The sequence below is a fragment of the Occallatibacter sp. genome, from assembly GCF_035317045.1.
Classification (GTDB): Bacteria; Acidobacteriota; Terriglobia; order Terriglobales; family Acidobacteriaceae; genus Telmatobacter.
Map to the genome: position 1 here is coordinate 291017 of NZ_DATHHT010000002.1, position 21033 is coordinate 312049.

18 protein-coding genes are annotated in these 21033 nt (G+C 59.3%); 6 read left to right on the forward strand and 12 right to left on the reverse strand.

Annotation, left to right across the window (positions count from 1 at the left end):
- Positions 1 to 24 precede the first annotated feature (24 nt).
- Positions 25 to 1473, forward strand: coding sequence for a glycoside hydrolase family 125 protein (locus VK574_RS01320; protein ID WP_472797987.1), 1449 nt, complete (start codon positions 25 to 27; stop codon positions 1471 to 1473).
- An 83-nt stretch (positions 1474 to 1556) separates the two neighbouring features.
- On the opposite strand, the gene VK574_RS01325 is transcribed toward VK574_RS01320, so the two are convergent.
- The 4 genes from VK574_RS01325 to VK574_RS01340 form a co-directional block, all read right to left on the reverse strand.
- Positions 1557 to 3806: a beta-glucosidase gene (locus tag VK574_RS01325; protein ID WP_472797988.1), complete on the reverse strand. Its 2250-nt coding sequence runs from the start codon at positions 3804 to 3806 to the stop codon at positions 1557 to 1559.
- Positions 3807 to 3913: 107 nt separating this feature from the next.
- Positions 3914 to 5629 carry an NAD-dependent malic enzyme gene (locus tag VK574_RS01330; protein WP_472797989.1) on the reverse strand — a complete coding sequence of 572 codons (1716 nt, stop codon included), beginning with the start codon at positions 5627 to 5629 and terminating at the stop codon, positions 3914 to 3916.
- A 206-nt stretch (positions 5630 to 5835) separates the two neighbouring features.
- Complete coding sequence (locus tag VK574_RS01335) at positions 5836 to 6051, reverse strand: hypothetical protein (protein WP_472797990.1); 216 nt, start codon at positions 6049 to 6051, stop codon at positions 5836 to 5838.
- Positions 6052 to 6345: 294 nt separating this feature from the next.
- Positions 6346 to 8553: a beta-galactosidase gene (locus VK574_RS01340; RefSeq protein WP_472797992.1), complete on the reverse strand. Its 2208-nt coding sequence runs from the start codon at positions 8551 to 8553 to the stop codon at positions 6346 to 6348.
- Positions 8554 to 8686: 133 nt separating this feature from the next.
- On the opposite strand from VK574_RS01340, the gene hemW reads away from it, so the two are divergent.
- On the forward strand, positions 8687 to 9928 hold the full coding sequence (gene hemW / locus VK574_RS01345) for a radical SAM family heme chaperone HemW (protein ID WP_472797993.1): 1242 nt from the start codon (positions 8687 to 8689) through the stop codon (positions 9926 to 9928).
- A 21-nt stretch (positions 9929 to 9949) separates the two neighbouring features.
- Here the strand turns inward: hemW and VK574_RS01350 are convergent, their stop codons facing one another.
- From VK574_RS01350 to cutA, 5 genes are all read right to left on the reverse strand, one after another.
- Positions 9950 to 10480 (reverse strand): GGDEF domain-containing protein, encoded by a 531-nt coding sequence (locus VK574_RS01350; protein ID WP_472797994.1) that lies wholly within the window; start codon positions 10478 to 10480, stop codon positions 9950 to 9952.
- Between the two features lie 102 nt (positions 10481 to 10582).
- Positions 10583 to 11461, reverse strand: coding sequence for a menaquinone biosynthesis family protein (locus tag VK574_RS01355; RefSeq protein WP_472797995.1), 879 nt, complete (start codon positions 11459 to 11461; stop codon positions 10583 to 10585).
- Positions 11462 to 11505: 44 nt separating this feature from the next.
- A complete protein-coding gene (locus VK574_RS01360) occupies positions 11506 to 12114 on the reverse strand; it encodes a biotin transporter BioY (RefSeq protein ID WP_472797996.1) in 609 nt (202 codons plus the stop codon).
- Between the two features lie 9 nt (positions 12115 to 12123).
- Positions 12124 to 12297 (reverse strand): hypothetical protein, encoded by a 174-nt coding sequence (locus tag VK574_RS01365; protein ID WP_472797998.1) that lies wholly within the window; start codon positions 12295 to 12297, stop codon positions 12124 to 12126.
- Positions 12298 to 12400: 103 nt separating this feature from the next.
- Entirely contained in the window at positions 12401 to 12739 is a 339-nt protein-coding gene (gene cutA / locus VK574_RS01370) for a divalent-cation tolerance protein CutA (RefSeq protein ID WP_472797999.1), read from the reverse strand.
- 222 nt (positions 12740 to 12961) lie between these two features.
- Here cutA and VK574_RS01375 point away from each other — a divergent pair, with 222 nt between their 5' ends.
- Both VK574_RS01375 and VK574_RS01380 read left to right on the forward strand, forming a co-directional pair.
- Positions 12962 to 14365, forward strand: a complete 1404-nt coding sequence (locus tag VK574_RS01375) for a phosphoglucomutase/phosphomannomutase family protein (RefSeq protein ID WP_472798000.1) — start codon at positions 12962 to 12964, stop codon at positions 14363 to 14365.
- A gap of 100 nt (positions 14366 to 14465) precedes the next feature.
- Positions 14466 to 14879: an FtsB family cell division protein gene (locus VK574_RS01380; protein ID WP_472798001.1), complete on the forward strand. Its 414-nt coding sequence runs from the start codon at positions 14466 to 14468 to the stop codon at positions 14877 to 14879.
- A 113-nt stretch (positions 14880 to 14992) separates the two neighbouring features.
- Here VK574_RS01380 and VK574_RS01385 read toward each other — a convergent pair whose 3' ends face one another.
- Both VK574_RS01385 and VK574_RS01390 read right to left on the reverse strand, forming a co-directional pair.
- On the reverse strand, positions 14993 to 16708 hold the full coding sequence (locus VK574_RS01385) for a DUF748 domain-containing protein (protein ID WP_472798004.1): 1716 nt from the start codon (positions 16706 to 16708) through the stop codon (positions 14993 to 14995).
- A 68-nt stretch (positions 16709 to 16776) separates the two neighbouring features.
- Complete coding sequence (locus VK574_RS01390) at positions 16777 to 17664, reverse strand: ROK family protein (protein ID WP_472798005.1); 888 nt, start codon at positions 17662 to 17664, stop codon at positions 16777 to 16779.
- Between the two features lie 163 nt (positions 17665 to 17827).
- Here VK574_RS01390 and VK574_RS01395 point away from each other — a divergent pair, with 163 nt between their 5' ends.
- Positions 17828 to 18700, forward strand: coding sequence for a transporter (locus VK574_RS01395; protein ID WP_472798006.1), 873 nt, complete (start codon positions 17828 to 17830; stop codon positions 18698 to 18700).
- Entirely contained in the window at positions 18697 to 19551 is an 855-nt protein-coding gene (locus VK574_RS01400) for a DUF1003 domain-containing protein (RefSeq protein WP_472798008.1), read from the forward strand. Before VK574_RS01395 ends, VK574_RS01400 begins: the two co-directional genes overlap by 4 nt.
- Here the strand turns inward: VK574_RS01400 and VK574_RS01405 are convergent.
- Complete coding sequence (locus VK574_RS01405; RefSeq protein WP_472798009.1) at positions 19548 to 20825, reverse strand: carbohydrate porin; 1278 nt, start codon at positions 20823 to 20825, stop codon at positions 19548 to 19550. The two genes, VK574_RS01400 and VK574_RS01405, sit on opposite strands and share 4 nt — an antisense overlap.
- Between the last annotated feature and the right edge of the window lie 208 nt (positions 20826 to 21033).

The window sequence follows — 21033 nt, forward strand, 5'->3', positions numbered from 1 at the left end:
CCAAAATCTTAGTGTCGAGTTGCTATGAACTCTTCTCCATTTGTTTCGCGCCGTAGCTTTCTTCGCAGCGCGGCTGCGACACTAGGCACGGCCGCAATTGTTCCTGCCTTTTCCCTCGCACAGTCCGGGTTTGCGTCCAAACGCCCCGCCCCATCGGCACGTCGCTTCCGCAGCAAAGCGGTCGATGCGGCGATCGAGTCAGTCGCGGGACGCATGAAGGATCCCGAACTGGCGTGGCTTTTCTCAAATTGCCTGCCCAACACGCTCGACACCACTGTCACCTTCACGAACTCAGCCAGGGGACCTGACACCGTCGTTGTCACCGGCGACATTCCCGCGATGTGGTTGCGCGATTCTTCGGCGCAGGTCTGGCCGTATCTGCCGTTCCTCACCGCCGACGCGGACCTGGCGCGGCTCATCGAAGGCGTCATCCGCAGGCAAACGCGCTGCATCCTCACCGATCCTTACGCGAACGCCTTCATGCCCGATCTCAGCAGCGCAGAGCCGCTCTCATGGAGCAAGACCGATCACACCGAGATGAAGCCCGGCGTGGGTGAACGCAAGTGGGAAGTCGATTCGCTGTGTTACCCCGTGCGCCTCGCGCATGAATACTGGCGCATCACGCACGACACTCGCCCCTTCAATGCCGAGTGGGCGCGCGCTATGCACTCCATCCTCGAAACCTTCACGGCTCAGCAGCGCAAAACCTCGCGCGGTCCTTACCACTTTCAACGCGAGGCCTTCTCGCCCTACGACACGCTCAGTGAAGACGGCTATGGCAACCCCTCGCGTCCCATCGGCCTTATCCACTCCGGCTTTCGGCCGTCCGACGATGCGTGCATCTATCCTTTGAACATTCCGGGCAATTTCTTCGCGGTGAAGACGCTGGAACGCATCGAAGAGATGCTCACTGAAATTTTGCATGACACTACCGCGGCAAACCAGGCCAGCCGTCTTCGGACGGAGATCAAGGCTGCCCTCGATGCGCACGCACGCGTGCATCATTCCACCGCAGGTGAAATCTGGGGCTACGAAATCGACGGATTCGGCAACGCCAACTGCATGGACGATGCTAACGTGCCCAGCCTGCTTGCGATGCCGTATCTCGGGTCCTGTACTAAAGACGATCCCTTGTACCAGGCCACGCGCAGATTCGTTTTGAGCGAGGCCAATCCATATTTCTTTCGCGGGTCGGCAGCTGAGGGAATTGGTGGCCCGCACATCGGCCAGGACATGATCTGGCCGATATCGATCATCATGCGTGCGCTCACCACCGGCGACGAGAATGAACAAAGCCAGTGCCTCGCATGGCTGAAGACGACACATGCGGGAACCGGCTTCATGCACGAAAGCTTCAACAAGAACGATCCGACGAAGTTCACGCGCGAATGGTTCGCATGGGCCAACACCCTTTTTGGTGAACTTATTCTCACGATCGACAAAACCAATCCGAAGCTGCTCGAGAAGGGGTAAGAGGAACCACTGTGGATCGGCTGGCAGGCAGATGAAAAACCCCAGGTCTCAGAATCGAGACCTGGGGCAACCAGAGTATCGAACTACTTCAAGCTGACGGTCGCCTTCAGCGGCAAGTTGTCAGACGATCCACCCACCATGATGGTGTACTCGCCCGGCAACGGCGACCAGTCATCCTTCTGTTCGTCGAAGATCGACAGATACTTCGGATCGATCTCGACGGTTACGCTGTGTTTTTCGCCGGGATTCAGCTTGACCTTCGCGAATCCAATCAGGCGCTTCGGCGGTTCCTGTGCGGCGGCGGGAAGGGCGGCATAGACCTCAGCAATCTCAGAACCTTCGCGCGCACCGGCGTTGGCAATCGTAAACGTCACTTTCACCTTGTCGCCCGGCGTCACCTGCAAACCGGAGTAGCGGTACGTGGTGTACGACAGACCGTAGCCGAACGGGAACAGCGGCTTCTTGCTCTCCGCGTCGTACCACTTGTAGCCAACCTTCACGCCCTCGTCGTAGGTAACCTGAAACGGCGGTAAGCCCATCGCCCATTTTTCAGGCGATGCGGGTCCGGAGAAGTGCGATGACTCCGGTGGCGGCATGGTGATCGTGGGATGGGGCAGATCGGCTTCACTCTTCGGGAACGTGTTGGGCAGCTTGCCGCTTGGATTCACGGTGCCGAACAACACATTGCCCACGGCGTTCGCGCCATCGCTTCCGGCGAACCACGCTTCCACGATCGCAGCCGGCTTCTCTACCCACGGCATCGTCACCGGGTTGCCCGTTTCAAGCACCACGATGGTGTGCGGATTCGCTGCAGCCACGGCCGAGATGATTGCGTCCTGATCGTGAGGAAGCGTCAAGCTCTTCAGGTCCATGCCTTCGCTGGCCCACATGTAGGCGAAAACAACCGCCACGTCGGCGCCTTTGGCAGCTGCCGCCGCGGCCGCTGGATCGGTGCCCGGATCGTACTTGACGGTCGCATGCGGCGCACGTGCCTGGATCGCCTTCAGAGGCGATGTCGGAAACCATGTTTCTTCCATCCAACGGGTCGCGCCCTGCCCCGGCGCCTTGATTGCGTTTCCGCCGATCGGGTCGACCTGCGCGGAGCCGCCACCGGAGATCATGCCCACATCGGAGTGCGATCCGATAACAGCGATCGTCTTCAGCCGCGCTGCGCTTAATGGCAGTTGAGCCTTTTCATTTTTCAGCAGGACGATGCCGCCCTCTTCGATCTTGCGCGAAGTCTCAAACCCGGCAAAGGGATCGATGACGCTTCGTTGCCGCGGATGATCGATTACCCCTGCTGCGAACATCGAGCGCAGGATGCGGTGCACGTGCTCGTCCAGTTCAGCCTGCGGGATCTTGCCGGCATCGAGCGCGTCCTTGAACCGCTGCTCGTAAAAGAACCTGCCCGGCTGCTCGTTATCGAGGCCCGCGGCGGAGGCCTTCACATCGCTGTGCGTTCCACCCCAGTCCGAAACTACGAAGCCCGGAAACTTCCAGTCCTTTTCCAAAACCTCTTTCAGCAGGTATTGATTTTCACAGGCAAAGTCGCCGTTGACGCGGTTGTAGGAGCACATCACCGCCGCGGGCTTGCCCTGCTCCACGCCGATTTCAAATGCCAGCAGATCGCTCTCGCGCATCGCCCGTTTGCTGATGGTGATGTTGACGGAGTTGCGCCCGCTCTCCTGGTCATTGAGCGCATAGTGCTTGATGTCGCCGATCACGTTGGCCGACTGCGTTCCCTCGATGAGCCGTGCCACCAGCGTTCCCGCGAGCACAGGATCTTCGCCGAGATACTCAAAGGTGCGGCCGTTGCGCGGGTCGCGTGTGAGGTTCACGCCGCCACCGAGCGTCATGTTGAAGCCCTGCGCGCGCAGTTCGCGGCCGATAAGCGCGCCATATTCATAGGCTGCATCGGTGTCCCAGCTCGCGGCCGCGGCCACGTTGGCCGGCAGCGCCGTGGAGTAGCGTCCGTTTACGCCGCTGGAGCGCACGCCATACGCCGCGTCGCTCATGTCGATACCCGGAATACCGAGTCGCGGAACGCCTACCGCGTAGCCCACGCCGCGATTCGACGCCGCGTTCTCCGGCGTGACGGGCTCATCCGTTGGCATACCCACGCCATGCAGCAGCGCGATCTTCTCGTCAACCGTCATCTCCTTGATCACAAGGTCGGCGCGCTCGTCGGGCGAAAGGCTTGTGTTCGACCAGGGACCGGTTGGATGAGGCTTGGGTTGCGGACGCTGCGCAAGACTCGGCGCTGTCACGCATGCAAAACACAAAAGCAAAGTCGCAGGAATTTTCATCCCGGAAAGCAGAGGCGAGAAGTTCATGGTTTCCTCGTTGATAAAACGTTTAATCTTGGCCGCACCCATACTATCAATAAAGGGCGAAGACGCGCGCTTTTCTCCAGCGAGGGACCAGAATTCCCGATTGGCAGTCAGCTCACGATGCGCTCGTAAGGGACGTAAACCGCGTCCCACATATACGAGCGAATCCGATTGGGCAGGGAATCCGCATCGGTAATCGTCGCAACCCCTTCCGCCATCGCTTGTCGCGCAACCGCCTCTGAAACCACCAGCGCAACTTTGCGCGAGTCGCCAATCGGCGGCAGCAGCGGCGCGGTTTTGTCCGTGCGCGAGGGCGATAATCCCGCAAGAGTTCGCGCAGCAACCATGATCATGCCGTCGGTCACACGCTGCGCTTCCGCGACAAGAATGCCCAATGCCAGCCCTGGAAAGATGAAGGAATTGTTTACCTGCGAAATGCGCACAGGCCTGCCTTCAATCTCGACCGGCGGAAACGGACTGCCTGTTCCCACCAGCGCGCGGCCGTCGGTCCAGCGCAACAAGTCTGTTGGGGTAGCCTCCGCCTGCGAGGTCGGATTCGACAGCGGAAAAACGATGGGCCTCTCCGTGTGGCGCGCCATCTCGCGCACAATCTCTTCGGTGAATGCGCCTGCCTGCGCTGAAACGCCCGCCAGCACCGTCACCTTCGCATTGCGCACCACGTCGAACAGCGATACATCTTCGCCGTCTGTGAGCTGCCAGCCCGCAATGTCAGCACGCTTTCGCACCAGCGGTTGTTGGCTTGCTTTGATGCCGCGCGCTCCTTCCACCAGCAGGCCGTAGCGGTTGAACCCGTAGATGCGGCTCCATGCCTGCTCGTCGTTCAAGCCCTCTTCCTTCATGGCGGTGATCAGCAACTCGATAATGCCGATTCCCGCCGAGCCGGCGCCAAACATCGCGATGGTCTGCTGCGACAGCGGCACGCCCGTTGCGTTCACCGCGGCCAGCAACGTTGCCGTGGTGACCGCCGCCGTTCCCTGGATATCGTCGTTGAAGGTGCAGAGACGGTCGCGATAGCGCTCCAGCAGGCGTGCCGCATTGGTTCCCGCAAAATCTTCCCACTGCAGCAGGATCCTGGGCCATCGCTTCTGTACCGCAGTCACAAACGCTTCAACAAAGTCGTCATATTCTTGCCCGCGTACGCGATTGTGTTGCCAGCCGATATATATGGGATCATTCAGCAGCTTTTCGTTATCCGTTCCCGCATCGAGCAGGATTGGCAGACAATGTTCGGGCGGTATGCCACCCAGCGCGGTGTAAAGCGCCATCTTGCCGATCGGAATGCCCATGCCGCCTGCGCCCTGGTCGCCCAGGCCAAGGATGCGCTCTCCATCGCTGACCACGATGCACCGCACGTCGTCGTAACGAGTATCCGAAAGAATCTGATCGATTCTGTGCCTGTTGGGATAGCTGATGAAGAGTCCGCGCGGGCGCCGCCAGATTTCAGAGAAGCGCTGGCACCCCTCGCCCACCGCCGGCGTGTAGACCACCGGCAACAGCTCTTCGGTGTAGTGCTCAATCATGGAGTAGAACAAGGTCTCATCGTTGTCCTGCAGGTCGCGCATGTTGCTGTATTTGCCAAAGGCCGAATCGCGCGAGTCGAGAACGCGCTTGCGGCGCTGGCGCTGATCTTCAAGCGTTCCGATGTGCGGCGGCAACAAGCCATGCAGGCCGAAGACATCGCGCTCGTCTTCGGTGAATGCGGTGCCCTTGTTGAGGCGCGAATTGAACAGCAGATCGACGCCGTGCAGCCTGGTGCGAATGGCAGATTTTTTATCGGCTGATTTCGGTTGTGTTGTTTCGCTCACGTGCAGTTCTCTAGGCTCCCCTGATTAGGCGATGCGTCCTTTTGAGACGGACCCACCGATCATAGCCAACCAAGTGTCTCCTGCATGTGACGCATGAACTCCAAACCGCAAAGGCCCACGCCTCTTTGGGGAGAGCGTGGGCCGTTGTTTCAGATTCGAATTTTGCAAAGAGCATCAGTTTGTGCTCAAGTCAACTCGCGCGAGCTCTAGTGATTGCCGCCGGATGAGCCCGAGCCACCCGAGTGCTGGCTGCCGCTGCCGGGCTTCTGCTCCTTATTCATATCATTGGGCTTGTTTCCCTGATTGCCCTGGTTTCCCTGCTGAGAAGGCTGGCCAGTGCCGCCCTTCTGCGCGGGATCCTGGTCGCTGCGAGTACCGCTGCTGGAACCTTGTCCTTGTTGTGAGCCTTGTGTGTTCGCCATTTTGAACTGCTCCTGTGGTCGCCGCGCTGCACCTCGTACGCGTACGTAACGCCGGCCTTCATTGGGATGCCCCGTTTTCGCCGCGAGGTTGTACGTTTTGCGGATTCGATTCAGTCTGGTTTAGATAGTGTAAGTTGTTGAAAATAATATAGATATGCTTTGAGTTTAAACCACTTGCAATACCTCGGAATGGTGCTAGAATCCCACCGGGCCGCGTGTGGCGGCGCCGCCATTCGCGAAAGCCTTTGAAACTCCTTTACGACAAATCTTCGCCCTTTCTGCGCCCTCGCGTCCCTAATTCTCCTCGATGATCGCCAAGTCCCACGGCTCCAGTGTCAGTGTGTCGCTCTTCGAAACTGGCTTTCCTTCCAGCAGGTTCTTTCCCGCGCCGTACGCATAGTTCGCCTTCAACTCGCCGGCGGAATAGTTGAAGTAGTAATGCACCCGCTTGCCCATCCGATTCATGCCGTGCGTCACGTGCACCGACCCGGGTTCCTGCTGATCGGGTCCAGCGAGTCCTGCTTGCTCAAGAGCGCGTTTCAATACCGCGGTCTGAAGTTCGCTAGAAAGATACGTACCCTCGTAGAGCAGGGTGCCTGCGCCGAACTGATTTTCAGTAATCGCCGGCCACTTTCCGAAAAACGGATGATCGTAATATGCCAGCGCCTTCGCATGCTCCGGCATTAGGAATTCGGCCCAATATTGGACCTGATTGGCAAAGGGCTTCGCAGGGGAGGCCTGACCTTCCTGCGTTACATGGAAGGGATCACCCGTGAGGCTTACCGGATGCTCGAGATTCGAGAACTCCTGGTAGCTGAATCCGGCGGCTTCGCGCAGCGGTCCCGGCGCGCGTACCCATCGCACTGCGGAATTCTCATTGGCGAATCCGCTCTTGAACGTCATTACAACGTGGCCGCCAGCCTTCACGTAGTCTGAAATCCGCAGGAGCAGCGCATCATCCGCAATGTAGAGCCCAGGAACAATCAGCAGCTTGTAGGCGGAGAAGTCCTTTGTCTCCGGAAAAACGAAATCCGAACCCACGTTCAGGTCGTAGAGAGAGCGGTGTATCTGCTGCACCAGCGAAGAATAGTCCGCCGTCGGCCCGGCAAAACTCCACTGCGGGCCCGAAGACGTGAACGGCATAAAGCCGATCGCATTGGCGGAGTCGCGGCTCCACAAGATCGCCACGTCGTTATGAATCTTCAAACCGACAAGATGCGGCCCGATCTTTTCCAACTCATGCGCGGTGCGCGCCACTTCGGCATAGTCCCGATTTGGTTCCAGGTCGTGAGACAGCACGCCTTTCCAATAGGTCTCCTGGTTGGCCGCGATCGATGCCCAGTGCCAGTACTCCACCATGTTGGCGCCGTTGGATAAATGCGTGTACACGTCCTCGCGCAACTGTCCGTCATAGGGCGGATACTGGTGCGCCGAAGTCCAGTCCGTGGACTGCGCATTCGTCTCGGTTACCAGGAAATTTGCATGCTTGAGCGATCGCGAAAAGTCCCCCTGGATCGACTGTGCCGCTCCATCGAAGTGATCCTGCGAGCCGTGGTAGATGTTGTCGGCGACAATGTCCAGCGACTCGGCAATCGCTTCTTCGTTTACGTCGCGCTTCATCATGCCGCCATAGTCGGTTGTGATGAATTGCCGTGCGCCCACGCACTCGCGCACCAGTTCCGATTGCCAGTGCAGAAAATCAGTTACACGCATCTGGCTCCAGCGCGACCATTCCAGCTTGTAGCCGGTGCTCTGCGCGCCGTTGCGCGTCGGCAGGTCTTCCCACGTGTGCAGATTCTCACCCCAGTAGTTGAGGAACCATGCCTTGCTCAACGCCTCGGGCGTCACGAACTTCTTCTCGAGATAGTGCTGGAACCCGATGAAGACATCGCGGTTCGCGGCCTCGTAGCTCGATGTTTCGTTGTCGAGTTGCCAGCCAATCACCGTCGGATTGTTGTTGTAGTGCGCCACGATGTGCCGGATCAGCCGCTCCGCATAAAAGCGATACGCCGGCGAATCCGTATCCATGTTCTGCCGCATGCCGTACTGCGAGGGCTGGGTTGGTCCGCCGAAATTTCCGCCCGTAATGCGATCGGCAAGGATCTCCGGATGCTGATGCGCCATCCACGCTGGAATGGAGTAGGTCGGCGTGCCGAGAATCACCTTGATGCCGGCCTTGCCCATTGCGTCAACGATGTGGTCCATCCAGGCATATTCGAAGCGGCCGTCTTCGGGCTCCCAGAGGCTCCAGGTCGACTCGCCCATGCGGACAACGTTCAGGCCGGCGGCCTTCATCATGGCGATGTCTGTTGTGAGCCGCGCATCCTGATCGCCGGGCATGTACTCGTTGTAATAGGCCGCTCCGTACAGCACTGTCGGAAACTCCAGCGTCTGCTGTGCTGGAGTCAGCGCATCGTTGTGCGCCTGCTGTGCGACGGCGGCAACCGCAGAAAGAGAAATGCAAGCCGCGACGATAACAAAGCCTTTGCCTGAAAAGCCCATGGTCTTACCCCTTCACAACCAGAAACATCCCTTTAAAGCGGAAGGACTATGAAAGCACCTCTCAGCGAAGGTAAGCAACACGATCTCGGAATGCGGGCTGTGCCGTTTCCCGGACGCATGAAAGAATCAGAATATGGCAGCACCCGCGGGCGAACAACTCGGCCTCTACATCTCAATCCCGTTCTGCCGTTCCAAGTGCACCTATTGCAACTTTGGTTCAGGCGTCTATCCGGCCGCAGAACACGGCCGCTACATTCAATGTCTCATCGAGGAGATCCGTGCCTCGCGCCGGTGGAGCGAAAACCTTGGCGTGGAGCTGCCATCTCGCGTCGACACCATCTATCTTGGCGGCGGAACGCCCAGCCTGCTTGAGCCTGATCTGATTGCTCAGCTCTTTGCCGCCATCCGCGCCGAATTCAACACTGAGGCTGATGCCGAGGTCACGGTCGAGTGCGCCCCGGGCCAGATTGCCGATGCCACGCTTGCCGCGTTCACGCAAGCCGGTGTCAATCGCATCAGCCTCGGCGTACAGTCCTTTATCGATCGCGAAGCGCATCAGAGCGGCCGCCTCCACAGCCGGGCGATTGTCCTCAATGACCTGGAGCGACTCCGTTCCGCTGGAATCACTAATCTCAATCTCGATCTGATCGCTGGCCTTGCAGACCAGACCTTCGCATCATGGCAAGAGTCCGTCTCGGTGCTCCTCGATACGAGCGTCGCCCATGCCAGCATCTACATGCTCGAGGTGGATGACGACTCGCGTCTCGGCCGCGAACTGATGGCCGGCGGCGTCCGCTACCACGCCGAGTTCGTTCCAACCGATGACACCATGGCCCGCATGTACGAGACTGCGATAGAAAGTCTTGCTGCGGCTGGCCTGCCTCAATACGAAATCTCGAATTTTGCACGGCCGGGTTTTGAATCGCGGCATAACCTGCGCTACTGGGAGCGCCGTCCGTACCTGGGCCTCGGCCTCGATGCATCCTCAATGTTGCGGGCGACTCGTCGTTCAGACGAGTCCGAGCAGCCCGGCTACGTCCTGCGTTCCACCACCAACGATGATCTGAAGGCCTATCTTGATACGTCGCAGCCGCCCGAAACCGCATGGCTTTCGCCCGATCGCCAGCACGAAGAGGCCTGGTTTCTTGGTCTGCGCCTGAACGGCGGAGTTTCTATCTCGGCCCTCCGCCAGGAGTTCGGCAACCCAATGGTTGCGCATGCGCTCGACACCGTCGAAAAACTTGTCGAACGCAGCTTGCTCACCTTCGATGGAGAAACCGTGCGGCTCACCCCTCAGGGTCGTCTGCTCTCTAATGATGTCTTTCAAGAATTCCTGGAGATCGCGAACCCACCCGTATCTCTAACAGCACGCTGACACGCTTGGCGCTTGCAGACGCTACCATTGAAGGTCTTCACGCTGCAGAACGGGAATGAGGAATGCAGCGGGGTTCGCTTCCGCATCCGCACTCGAACACCCGATCGATCCCGGTCCGGCGGTGCGGGCCTGCTGCAATGCGTTTCGTGCATCCCGCAGAACCACAAAAGGCGACCGGCCCCCGCTCGACGCAACGCCAAAGCATGCCATCACGCACATCTTCACGCCGCCTGCCTCCACGGGCACCAAGAAAACCTCATCGCGCAGCCGCTCTGCCAGTGTTCTTGCATGCGTTATGGCGCATCCCGGCAGCAACAGAATGAATTCTCCATTGGCCCATCTGCCCAGGGAGTCGTAGCAGCGCAAAATTCCGGTTATCCGCGCCACGATGATGCGTTCCGCAGCGGCGGGGCTAACCTGCTTTACTTCCGATTCCGGTGCGTCCCAATCCGCAAGCTCGACGGCGATTACGGAAAGCGGCATCTTCAGCCGCTGCGCGCGGTCGGTTTCGCAGAAGAGCGCCGTCACAAGTTCATCCCGGCTCAAAAGCATGGGCTTGCCTCAATACCCAATGCATCGGCCGGGATTAGCGAATCTTCAGAATCGTGGCTGAAAAATTTGTGGATTCCAATTACCGACGTTGCACGCTCGCGCTTAGTCGACGAACTCAACCTTGGGCGCGATGGGAATGATGCCGCGTTCGTGGCCCATTTCAAGTAGCTTGCGAATGGCCTCACGTCCGTCGGGTCCGTAGTCCAGCGTCCGCTCGTTCACATACATGCTCACAAAGCGGCTTGCCAGGCTGGTATCCAGATCGCGCGCAAACTGCATCGCGTACTCCAGCGCCTGTTCCCGATGATCCAGCGCGTGCTGAATACTGTCGCGCAGCGCTTTCGAGATGATCTTGTGCGACTCCGATCCCAGCGAACGGCGAATTGCATTGCCGCCCAACGGCAGCATCAGCTTTGTGGTCTCGCGCCACCACACGCCGAGGTCGATGATCTTATGAAGCCCGCTGCGGCCGTAGGTCAGCTGTCCTTCGTGAATGATCAGCCCCGCCTCATACTTGCCCGCGAGCACTTCAGGAATGATCTGGTCGAACGGGACAACCTCGGTCTCGATTTCGGGATTGAATATCTTGAGTGCCAGGAATGCCGTCGTCATGGTGCCCGGAATGGCTACCTTTATCCGCTTGAGATCGTTAGGCGACATTGGCTTCATCGCCACGACCATCGGCCCGTATCCCTCGCCAACGCTGCCGCCGCAACCCATCAGGGCGTAGTTCTCCTGGACATATGGATAGGCGTGGAAGCTGATCGCCGAGACATCGTAGAACGCTTCGTCCTGCGCCTTCTTGTTCAGCGTTTCGATATCGCACAGGGTATGCGTAAATTTATATCCCGGCACGCGAATCTTATTTGTCGCCAGGCCATAGAACATGAAAGCGTCATCCGAATCCGGGCTGTGCGCGATCGAGATCTCCCGGATCGAATTGAGAACTGCAGATTCAGATTGACTGGTGCTCACAGACACGAAAATCCTTTCAACTAAAAAACAATCCTGGGGAATGAGTTCAATTAACGGATGCGGCGCGCCCGTTCCAATGCCTTGGCAATTGCCGCCGCGGCCACGACTTTCAGCGCATCGCCCGGCAGGAAGGGAAGCACTGCCAGAGCGAATGCCGTCTTCACCGAAGTCAGCGAACCGCCCGCGTGCGTCCACACCAGAAGCCATATGAACCCGCACAGCAGAATCGCCGCATTGCCGGTCGCCGCGCTCACCAATGCGGCTGAATATCCACGATTGCTGCGCCGCCACAGATAAGCGATGAGCGCCGCTGCCGCCGGATAGGCCAGCAAGTATCCGCCAGTCGGTCCCATAAGATGCGCCACACCGGCGCCGAAGACCAGCCCTGGCGCGAAGACCGGAAGCCCCGCAGCGCCCTCCAGCAGATAGATGCCCAGCGTCGCTGCGGCGAGGCGCGGCGCCAGCAGCAGCCCCAGCAGCAACACGGCAAAGGGCTGCAGCGTCAGGGGAACCGGCGTGAAACCCAACGGCAACGCGATGTGCGAACAGATCGCAACCAGCGCGCTGCCAGCCAGCAGTATGCCGGCGGTACGCAACCCATGCGACACGCCAGAATTGGCGATCTCTGAAGCTAGCGGCTTCGCAAACCCATTTTCCACGTTAGTTCCTTATCTTTCTGACTCCAGGTCGGATGCTTCGGCCGTTCCCGCAGCGGCATCCCCCTGAGACGAGGGACGTTTCAGACGTGCACGTTGTCGCCGGATGTGGCGCGCCATCCCCGCTGCCGCCGCCAGCAGCCCTGCGACCGAAACCAGAAGAGCGATGATCAGCCAGCGCATCACAGCTGAAGCTCAGAATACCAGATGGGCTGAATCGCCCCGGCCCCTTTGTGACGGCCATGGCGAAGGCGGGTTGCTCAACTCTGGGTTGCTCAACTCCGGGTTGCTATTTGGGCTGGCTGAGCGCTCCGGTTAGCCAGTCAAGATAGAGCTTTGTTCCCATCTCTACGGGGATCACAAGGAACTCCGGCACGCGGTAGCTGTGCAGCTCGCGCATGCGCACTTCCAGAGCCTCGAGCTTGTCTGCGCTCGTCTTCAGCATCACCATGGTTTCCGGAGCGGAATGAATGTGGTCCTTCCAGTAATAGATCGACTGGACAACCGGCAGCAGCGTGGCGCACGCCACCAGCCGCTCCTCTACCAGGGTGCGGCCCAGCTTGTTGGCTTCATCGAGCGTACTTTCCGTAGTCAGGACAATCCGAGCCTGCGGGTTCGATTCGAGCATTTCGTTCTCCCCGCGTCCAGTGTACGAAGCGAGACCCAACATCCCAGCACAATTTTCATCGCCCGAATCAAAGTCGCCGATTGGCCCCTGCCAATTTCGCCACCCTCCATGAGTATTCCCCAACTTGCCGACTTCGTCCCCGTGTTGCAGTATGTTCCTTGCGGCTTGCGCATCCTAATGCACAGATTCTGCGGAGCACTAGCCGCTTGAGGAGAACGATCGATGAGTTCCGTCATTAAATTCGGCACCTCCGGCTGGAGGGCCATCGTTGCCGACGAATTTACGCTCGCCAACATTCGCCTCACCATCACAGGCATTGCCGCATACGTCAAAACGCAGCCTGAGCCACACCGGGTCCTCGTCGGGCGCGATCCGCGCTTCCTCGGCGAGAGCTTTGTCGCCGAAGCCGCCAGCATTCTCGCCGGCGCCGGCATCACCCCTATCGTCATCCCGGACGCCGCGCCGACGCCGGCTATCGCCTATGCGGTGCGCGCCCTCAAGACTTCTGGCGCCATCAACTTCACCGCCTCCCACAATCCGCCGGAGTACAACGGCATCAAGTTCTCTACCCACGACGGCGCGCCCGCCCTGCCCGACGTGACGAAGCAGATTGAGGCCGCGATCAACGCGAACACCGAAGGCAAGATCCCTCATGCGGATCCGCCGGAGGGGGGATTCGAGACCGCTGACGTCAAGCCCGGCTTCCTCCACCGCCTCGGAGAACTCGTCGATCTCAAGACCATCGCTGGCTCCCACATCAAGGTCGTCTTCGATCCCTTCTGGGGAGCAGGACGCGGCTACAGTTGCCACTTGCTTCGCGAGGCAGGAGTCGAAGTTGAAACCGTGCACGACTATCGCGACGTGCTTTTCGGCGGCCATGCTCCCGAGCCCGACGATCACCTGCTCGGCAACTGCAAAAAGAAGATGAAGGAGATAGGCGCCAAGATCGGCATCGCGACGGATGGAGATGCGGACCGCTTCGGCATCGTCGACGAAGACGGCACGTTCATCCAGCCCAACTACATCATCGCGCTGCTGTTCGACTACCTCGTCGAAACGCGAGGCTGGAAGAACGGCGTGGCCAAGAGCGTTGCCACCACAAACCTCGTGAATGCCCTTGCCGAATATCACAAGGTGCCACTTTATGAGACACCGGTTGGCTTCAAGTACATCGGCGAACTCATCATCGCCGACAAGATTGCCATCGGCGGCGAAGAATCCGCCGGGCTCACCATCCGCGGCCACGTGCCGGAAAAGGACGGCATCATCGCCGGCCTGCTGGTTACAGAGATGGTAGCCGCGCGCAAAAAGAGCCTCGGCCGCCAGCTTAAGGAACTGTTTGCCAAGGTTGGTTCCTTCTATCCCGTTCGCGAGAACTTCCACTTGACCCCGGAACGGAAAGCCGCGTTCACTGAAGAGTTGAAGAAGGATCCCACCGAGCTTGGCGGGCGCAAGGTGACTGGCATTGTGCGCACCGACGGACTCAAGCTGATCCTCGACGACGGTTCGTGGGTATGTTTCCGCCTGTCCGGCACAGAGCCGGTGGTGCGGGCGTACACCGAGGCGCGCGACGAGAAAGACATGGTCGCGCTCCGGTCCGCCGCTGAAAAATTCGTGCAGGGTTAGTAGAGGTTTTGAAAGGGCACGACTTTAGTCGTGCCGCAAACGCCGATTCAAAAAAGGGTGGGGCTTCAGCCCCTGAGCGTCATCACTCCACCGAGGCCATATGCAGCAACCCGATCTGTTCACGGAAAAGAAGGAAGCGGCCGACGAGCCGATTCCGCTGCGTCAGCGAGCCATCCACTGGGTGCAGCAGGGTTGGCGTCCCGCCGGTACGCTCTTCGCCGTCATGCTCGCCCTGGCCTTTGCCTGGAGCGTCGTCAATGGCCGCCACGGTCTCTCCACCTGGTATCAGCAGCGGAGCCAGGAAAGGCAGCTCAAGAAAGAAATCCAGGATCTCCAGCAGGAGAACGCGCACCTGCGCGGCCACGTTGACCGGCTCAAGAGCGACCCCAACGCCATCGAGCACGAAGCCCGCGAAAAGCTTCATTACGCCAAGCCCGGCGAGGTTATCTATACTCTTCCGCCCGACCCGCAAACCCAGCCTGCAGCGCAGCCGCAATCGCCCGCGAGCCGCTAGCTTCTCCTCGTGCCATTTCCAGAACAGGCAGCAGAATCGCTCCTGGCGACAAACGCGTTTCCCGGGACAAATCTCGTTGCAGGCGTCTGAACCAGTCATGTAGCGCGCTGTAACTATTGGATCGGCGTGGTCGAAGAAGAATTGTTTTTCTTGCCGAAGAGCTTCTTGAGGCCGGTCTTATTGAGGATGGCGGCGCCTTTGCTGCGTAAAGTTGCGGCGTTGCCATTGACCAGGCCGTTGACATCCGCGGTGATGACGGGGTTCTCCGCTGTGCCGGTGATATTGATGGGGATACCGGTGGCAGTGGAAGGTTTGGCGGAAGCAGATGTGCTATTCAGCTTTGTGAGGAAATTTACGCCGACTTTATTGAGTCCTTTAGCGCTCGTGACTTTGGAGATCAAGTGGAAGTTGAGCTCACCGGAAGGAGACACTGTGCCGCTGCCTGTTGACTCGCCGAGGGCGGGAAGCACCGAGTAGATATTCGTGCTCTCGCTGCCTGCTTTGGTTATGCGCATGTCGGCGCGGGAGATCTCGATGACGGTGGTATCTCCGGTCTTGATGCCACCCTTGGCGGCGATGCCAACGATCTTGGAGCCAAGATCGTACCCTACCAACTGTGTATTTTCGATCTCGTAGGAGCCGACGATGACGTTGTCTTTGGCCGAGCCCTTGATGCCGAAGTTGGCCGACAGCGTTCCGCCCTTGAGGACGGCGTCGTTGGGGAGCTTTACGCCGACGGCGGGCATAAGCGCCTGCAGTCCGTCGATGGGGACACTCTGGGCCAGTAGCTTGAGATCGAAGACGGGTACGTTTGCGTCGAGTTGGTAGGTGCCTTTGAGGTGAATGGCGACAGTCCCGGTCTGAAGGGCGAGATCGGAGACTTTGCCACCGTGGTCCATGAGGGAGTGAACAACTTGATAGTGGATGTCGAAAGGATGCGGGGCGGGGTTGCCGCCTTTGAGGAGGATGAGGTGCTCGGCGTGAACGTTGCCGTCGCTGGTGACATTCATTCCGTCTGAGACGATGTGGACGTCGAGGCCACCGACCATGGAGATTCCAGCCTCAGGATCGACGTACCCGGCCACGACGGGGTCCAGGTGCTTGATAGTGACTTGGGCGTCGAAGGTGGTGGAGGCGGCGTCTTGCGGATTGATAGGACCGACGGTTCCTGAGACGGCCACTTTGCCGTCGCCGGGCAGCGAGGCGCTAACCGTGAAGGGAAAGCCCTCTGCCAGGGAGAAGTGCTCCAATTTCACGTCGAGATGGCCGTAGACCTGCGGATTTCGCTGCAAAGGCAGCTTCTCGATTGTGGCGTTTCCATCTTTGATGGTGATGATGCCGACGGGAAAATCGGGTAAAGTGTTCGTCTGCGTGTTCTGAGAAGCACGGCCGTGGCTCAGGGTGGCGAAGTTCCAGGTGCCATCCTCGGCACGGATCAGATGGATTTGGGGAGTTTCGATCTCAAAACTCCGCACAATGAGCTGCCGGTTGAAGATCAGCGGCTTCATCTGAACGCCAATGCGTAATCGTTTGGCGGTGAAGAATGGGGTCTGGCCGAACTTCGGGTCTTCGGCTATGGCGAGGTCATTCGCCACCAGGCTTCCTGTCATGACGGAGAGGCTGAGAGTGCCGAGGGTGACCTTGCGGGAAAGGGCCGCGGTAAGCCTGCTCTCGATCGCCGGGCGAAAAGTATTGGCGTCCACGAAGAGATGAATGGCTGTTGCTGCGAGTAGTGGTAGTGCTATGGCTGCAGCCAGACCGATCTTGACCGACTTCTTCATGAATCCTCCGCGTTCAAGACCGGGCTGCTCCAACTTCATTGCGGGCATTCGTTTTCTTCAAGGATCGCAATTCGGTCACGGGCGCCATTCATGAAGATTGACTACTGCCTACTGTCTCATGGGCGAGCACCAAACCACGCGACTCCGGCGCCCGCCAGCGGAGCATCATCCCCCAGCTGCGCGATCCGCACTTCGAAATTCGTACCCGCGAGTTCTTTCTGGGTTTCAGCAAGAAACAGATACGCCGACCGCGAAATTCCGCCTCCCAGCACCACCACATCCGGCGCAAAATCCTTGAGCAGCTTCTTCAGTGCCACGCCGAGATTCCTGCCGAACTCCTTAAAAACCTCAATCGAAGCCGGCTCGCCGCCCGTCGCGTAGTGCGCAATCGATGCCACTTCGCGCTCTTGTCCCAAGCGCTCCTTGTAAGCACGTTGCAGAGCGCGCGTCGAAATCTGGTCCTCGACAATTCCGCCCTCATAGGGAACATTCCAGATCTCCCCACCCGGCGGCACGCCCTTGCCTTCGGTCACGACCTTGCCATCCACGGCGAACCCTGAGCCCACGCCTGTTCCAAGTGTGAAGCAGACGACGCGCTGCACGCCCCGCGCCGCACCTGCGCCCACTTCGCCCAGCAGGTACGCCGCCGCGTCATTCAGAAACCGCACCTGGTTCGCCTTCCATCCGAACCCTGCCGCCAGTGCCTCGCTCACATTCACGCCATAAAGGTAGGGCAGCTTGTGTTTCATCCAGCTGATGCCCTTGGCGTAATCGAAGGGCCCCGGCATCGCTAGTTCCGCACCCTCCACGCCAGCCACGCCTTCCGACGCCTTCACGCCCAGCGAGTGCAGCACCTCAACGAACGCAGGGCTCGTTTGCTCCTCCGGCAGATTCGCCCGAACCACCGGGCCCAGCCGAAATCCCTCTTTAAAGCAGACGGCCGCGGAGATGTGGCTGCCCCCCACGTCATATACCAGCACACATGGTTCGACTTCGGCGCCCACTGCCCACCTCGCTTCGGAATCATCAACATTGTAAGGGTGCGACCGTCCTCCCCGACCGCTCGCAACGCCACACGCGCATGTCGACCATTGACCAACCGGGAGCTTTTAATGCTGCATTGATATTTCATGCGATTCCAATCCGGGTATAGTGAACTGCAACTGCATGCATCGAGCAAGGCGGCTTCTCCTAACCTTAATCTGGTGCTTCGCCTGCGGGCCGCTGCTCGCGCAGATGCCGTTTTACACGGATAACGCCGACGTGACCGACCGTGGAACCTTGCACTTCGAGTTCTTCAACGAATATGACGGACTGCAGTCCGCACAGTACCCTAATCTTCGCCAGAACACCTCCAATTTCAAGTTCAACTACGGCTTTCCCCATGGGCTGGAATTCGACGTTGACTTCCCCTACCTCGCCATCTACCGCGCACCGGGATCTCAAGCCTCAATCGGTTTCGGAGATGCCGATACTGGTATTAAATGGAACTTCTATAGGGCCAAACGCCCTTTGAGCGTTCCCGCCCTCTCCGCCAGCTTGTACCTCGAATTTCCAACCGGTGACCCGAGCCAGGAACTTGGCTCCGGACTCAGAGACTACTGGCTCAACTCCATCGCGCAGGAACCGCTCTCAGACAAGACCCGGCTCAACGCCAACTTCGGATATCTCTTCGCCGGCAACACCAGCACCGGCGTCCTCGGTGTGCAAACCACGCGCGGCCATGTCTACACGGGCGGAGTTTCCTGGCAGCACGACTTTACGCCGCGCCTTACACTTGGTGCCGAGCTCTATGCTGCGATCGCCGCTGACAATGGCCTCGGCAAGGACCAGCTGCAGGCGCTCTCTGGAGGCGCATATCAGTTCACCAAGCTCATGAGTGTGACGTTCGCGCTCCTCGGCGGCAGCCACATCGCCAGCCCTCGACTCGGCGGCCAGGTCGGATTTGAAGTGGACTTTCCCCTGCGCCACACCCCCGCCGCACCACAGTCCGCGTTCAACCAGATTTCATCACCATCCCCATCCCGGAGATCCCCATGACATGCAAGCCCGAACTGCTTCAAAGCGTTCCTCTCTTTTCCTTGTTGGATGATGACGAGACAGCCGTCCTGGCCGGCCAAGTCGAACTCAAAACCTTCGCCGCGCGCGAGCGCATCTACAAAGCCGGCGACCCGGGCATGGCCTACGTCATGGTTACGGGCAGAGTCCGGGTCACTACGGTCGACGAAGATCAGCAGGAAGTGGTCGTGGATGAACCCGCCCATGGGGAGTTCTTCGGCTTCGCCTCCATGCTCGAGCAGACGCCTCATCAAACCAGCGCCTCCGCCCTCGAAGACTCTACCTGCCTCGAGATCTCCCGCGATGACATTTCCACACTTCTGCAGCGAAAGCCCATGGCTGGCATGGACCTGCTCACGACGCTGGGACATCAATATCATGCCGCGCATCAACTCGTGAGGCTGCGCGCGACTCGCAATCCCAACGAGATCATCGAAAAGGAAATGACGACGGGAGAGCGGATCGCGGATGTGGTCGCCGGTTTCGGCGGCTCGTGGACCTTCATCATCACGTTTGCCGTTATCCTGACGATTTACACGCTGGCCAACATCATCCTCGGCGGCAAAGCGTGGGATCCCTACCCGTTCATCCTGCTCAACCTGTTTCTGTCCATGCTCGCTGCCATCCAGGCTCCCGTCATCATGATGAGCCAGAATCGCCAGGACACCAAAGACCGGTTGCGCGGCGAACTCGACTTCGACGTCAATCGCCGCGCGGAATCCGAGATCCAGGGAATGTCACGAAAACTGAATACGCTCGATGAGCGTCTTGACGATCTCACCAATCTGCTGCGCGGGAAAGCTGCACCCGCCCTCGATCAAGGACCGCGCTAGAAATCCACGTGCGTCCGCACTGCCCCCACCCACGCCGGCCCGCGGTCGCGGTTATACCCTGGGTTGTCGATATGCTGCACGTCGATGGAATAGAAGAGCCCCTTCCACGCATGCCACGTGTAGTAGCTCTCCACGATGTTCTCGCGTCCGTAGTTCAAGTTGCCGTCGCCAAGAAGGAAACCCAGCCCGCCCAGCCGCAGATAATTCTGGTGATCACGCTTGATCGCATTCGACACCACGGCGATCGCCACCTTGTCCTGCGGTCTGTGCCAGCGATTGCCGGCATAGTCCGCACCACCTTCCACGGTCTGATCCACTTCCGTGTAAGCGAACGACTCGTGCTGGCCCTCGTTCCATCCAAACCGCCCGAAGGCGCGCAGGTTCGCCGTCAACTCCTGCTCCGTGTTGTAGCCGAATCCATACTTCAGCGCGCCAAAATGCTCGTGCGCGATGATGTTCGGCGTGGCGTCTGTCCCAGTCAAATATGCCTGCACCGCCTCACGATATGTCCCCATGTGCGCGCGATTCGCATAGAACAGCAGCCGTGTCACGCCCTTCCGCTCCGGAATCCAACTCTTGCGCAACTCAAACTCGCCATTCTGTGCATGCGCCCGGCTGAACGCCCAGTCCATGTCGATCCCGTTGGCAACCGTCGGCATCGCAAAGAGCCCGTAGCGCAGGCTCCAAGCGCGATCGTCGTACTCTGCCATCCCGCCCACTGTATAGCCGCGCGTGTCTGCCGCGTAGTCCCATGCACCGTTGTTGTCCACCGTCCAGTTCATGAACTGCAGATGGCTGTCGGACCCCACCGAGTTCAGATCGAAGAAATCCGGCAGCGTCATCTTGCCGACGCGAAACTCTACCCGTCGTTCCGGCACCCTCGCAGCAAGCGCGAAAAAGTTTGCCTCCTGGCTCGTTGTCTGGCCGGTCAGCCCGATCACCTGGTGAATCTGGCAGCGCGCAACGTAGGGCGTTGAACCAAGATTCGGATTTCGCACCACGTCAAGATTGGTGAACCCCGCCAGACCCAGCGCCTGGCTCAGGCCGCGCCCCGCAGCGGATTCCACATCGAAGATGAAATCGGTGTTGTAGCGAACCGAACGATCCCTGCGCAGGGCCGTATACGCGGTTCCCACCATCGACGTCTTGTACTCCGCCGAATTGCGGAAGCTGTTCGTCCCTTCATACAGCGAGTGAAAGGGAAGCCGTCCCTGAAAGATGATGTTCGCTTGTCCAGAAACCCAGTACCGTGCATCCTCGGGGTGAGGAAACATGGTGAGCTCCGGTTCCGCCGGTACATCCGCAGATGCGTTCTTCGCAGCAGCAATCTGCCCTGCGTTTGGAGATCCGTTCTGCGCGAAAGTAGCCGCGAAAGTCGCACTCTGAAGTGAAGGCTCCGGCGCAGAGGGTAGGCCATCCACGGATCTCGGACTCTGGGAGAAGCAGGAGCCCACCACAACGAAAAGCGATAGGCATATCAAA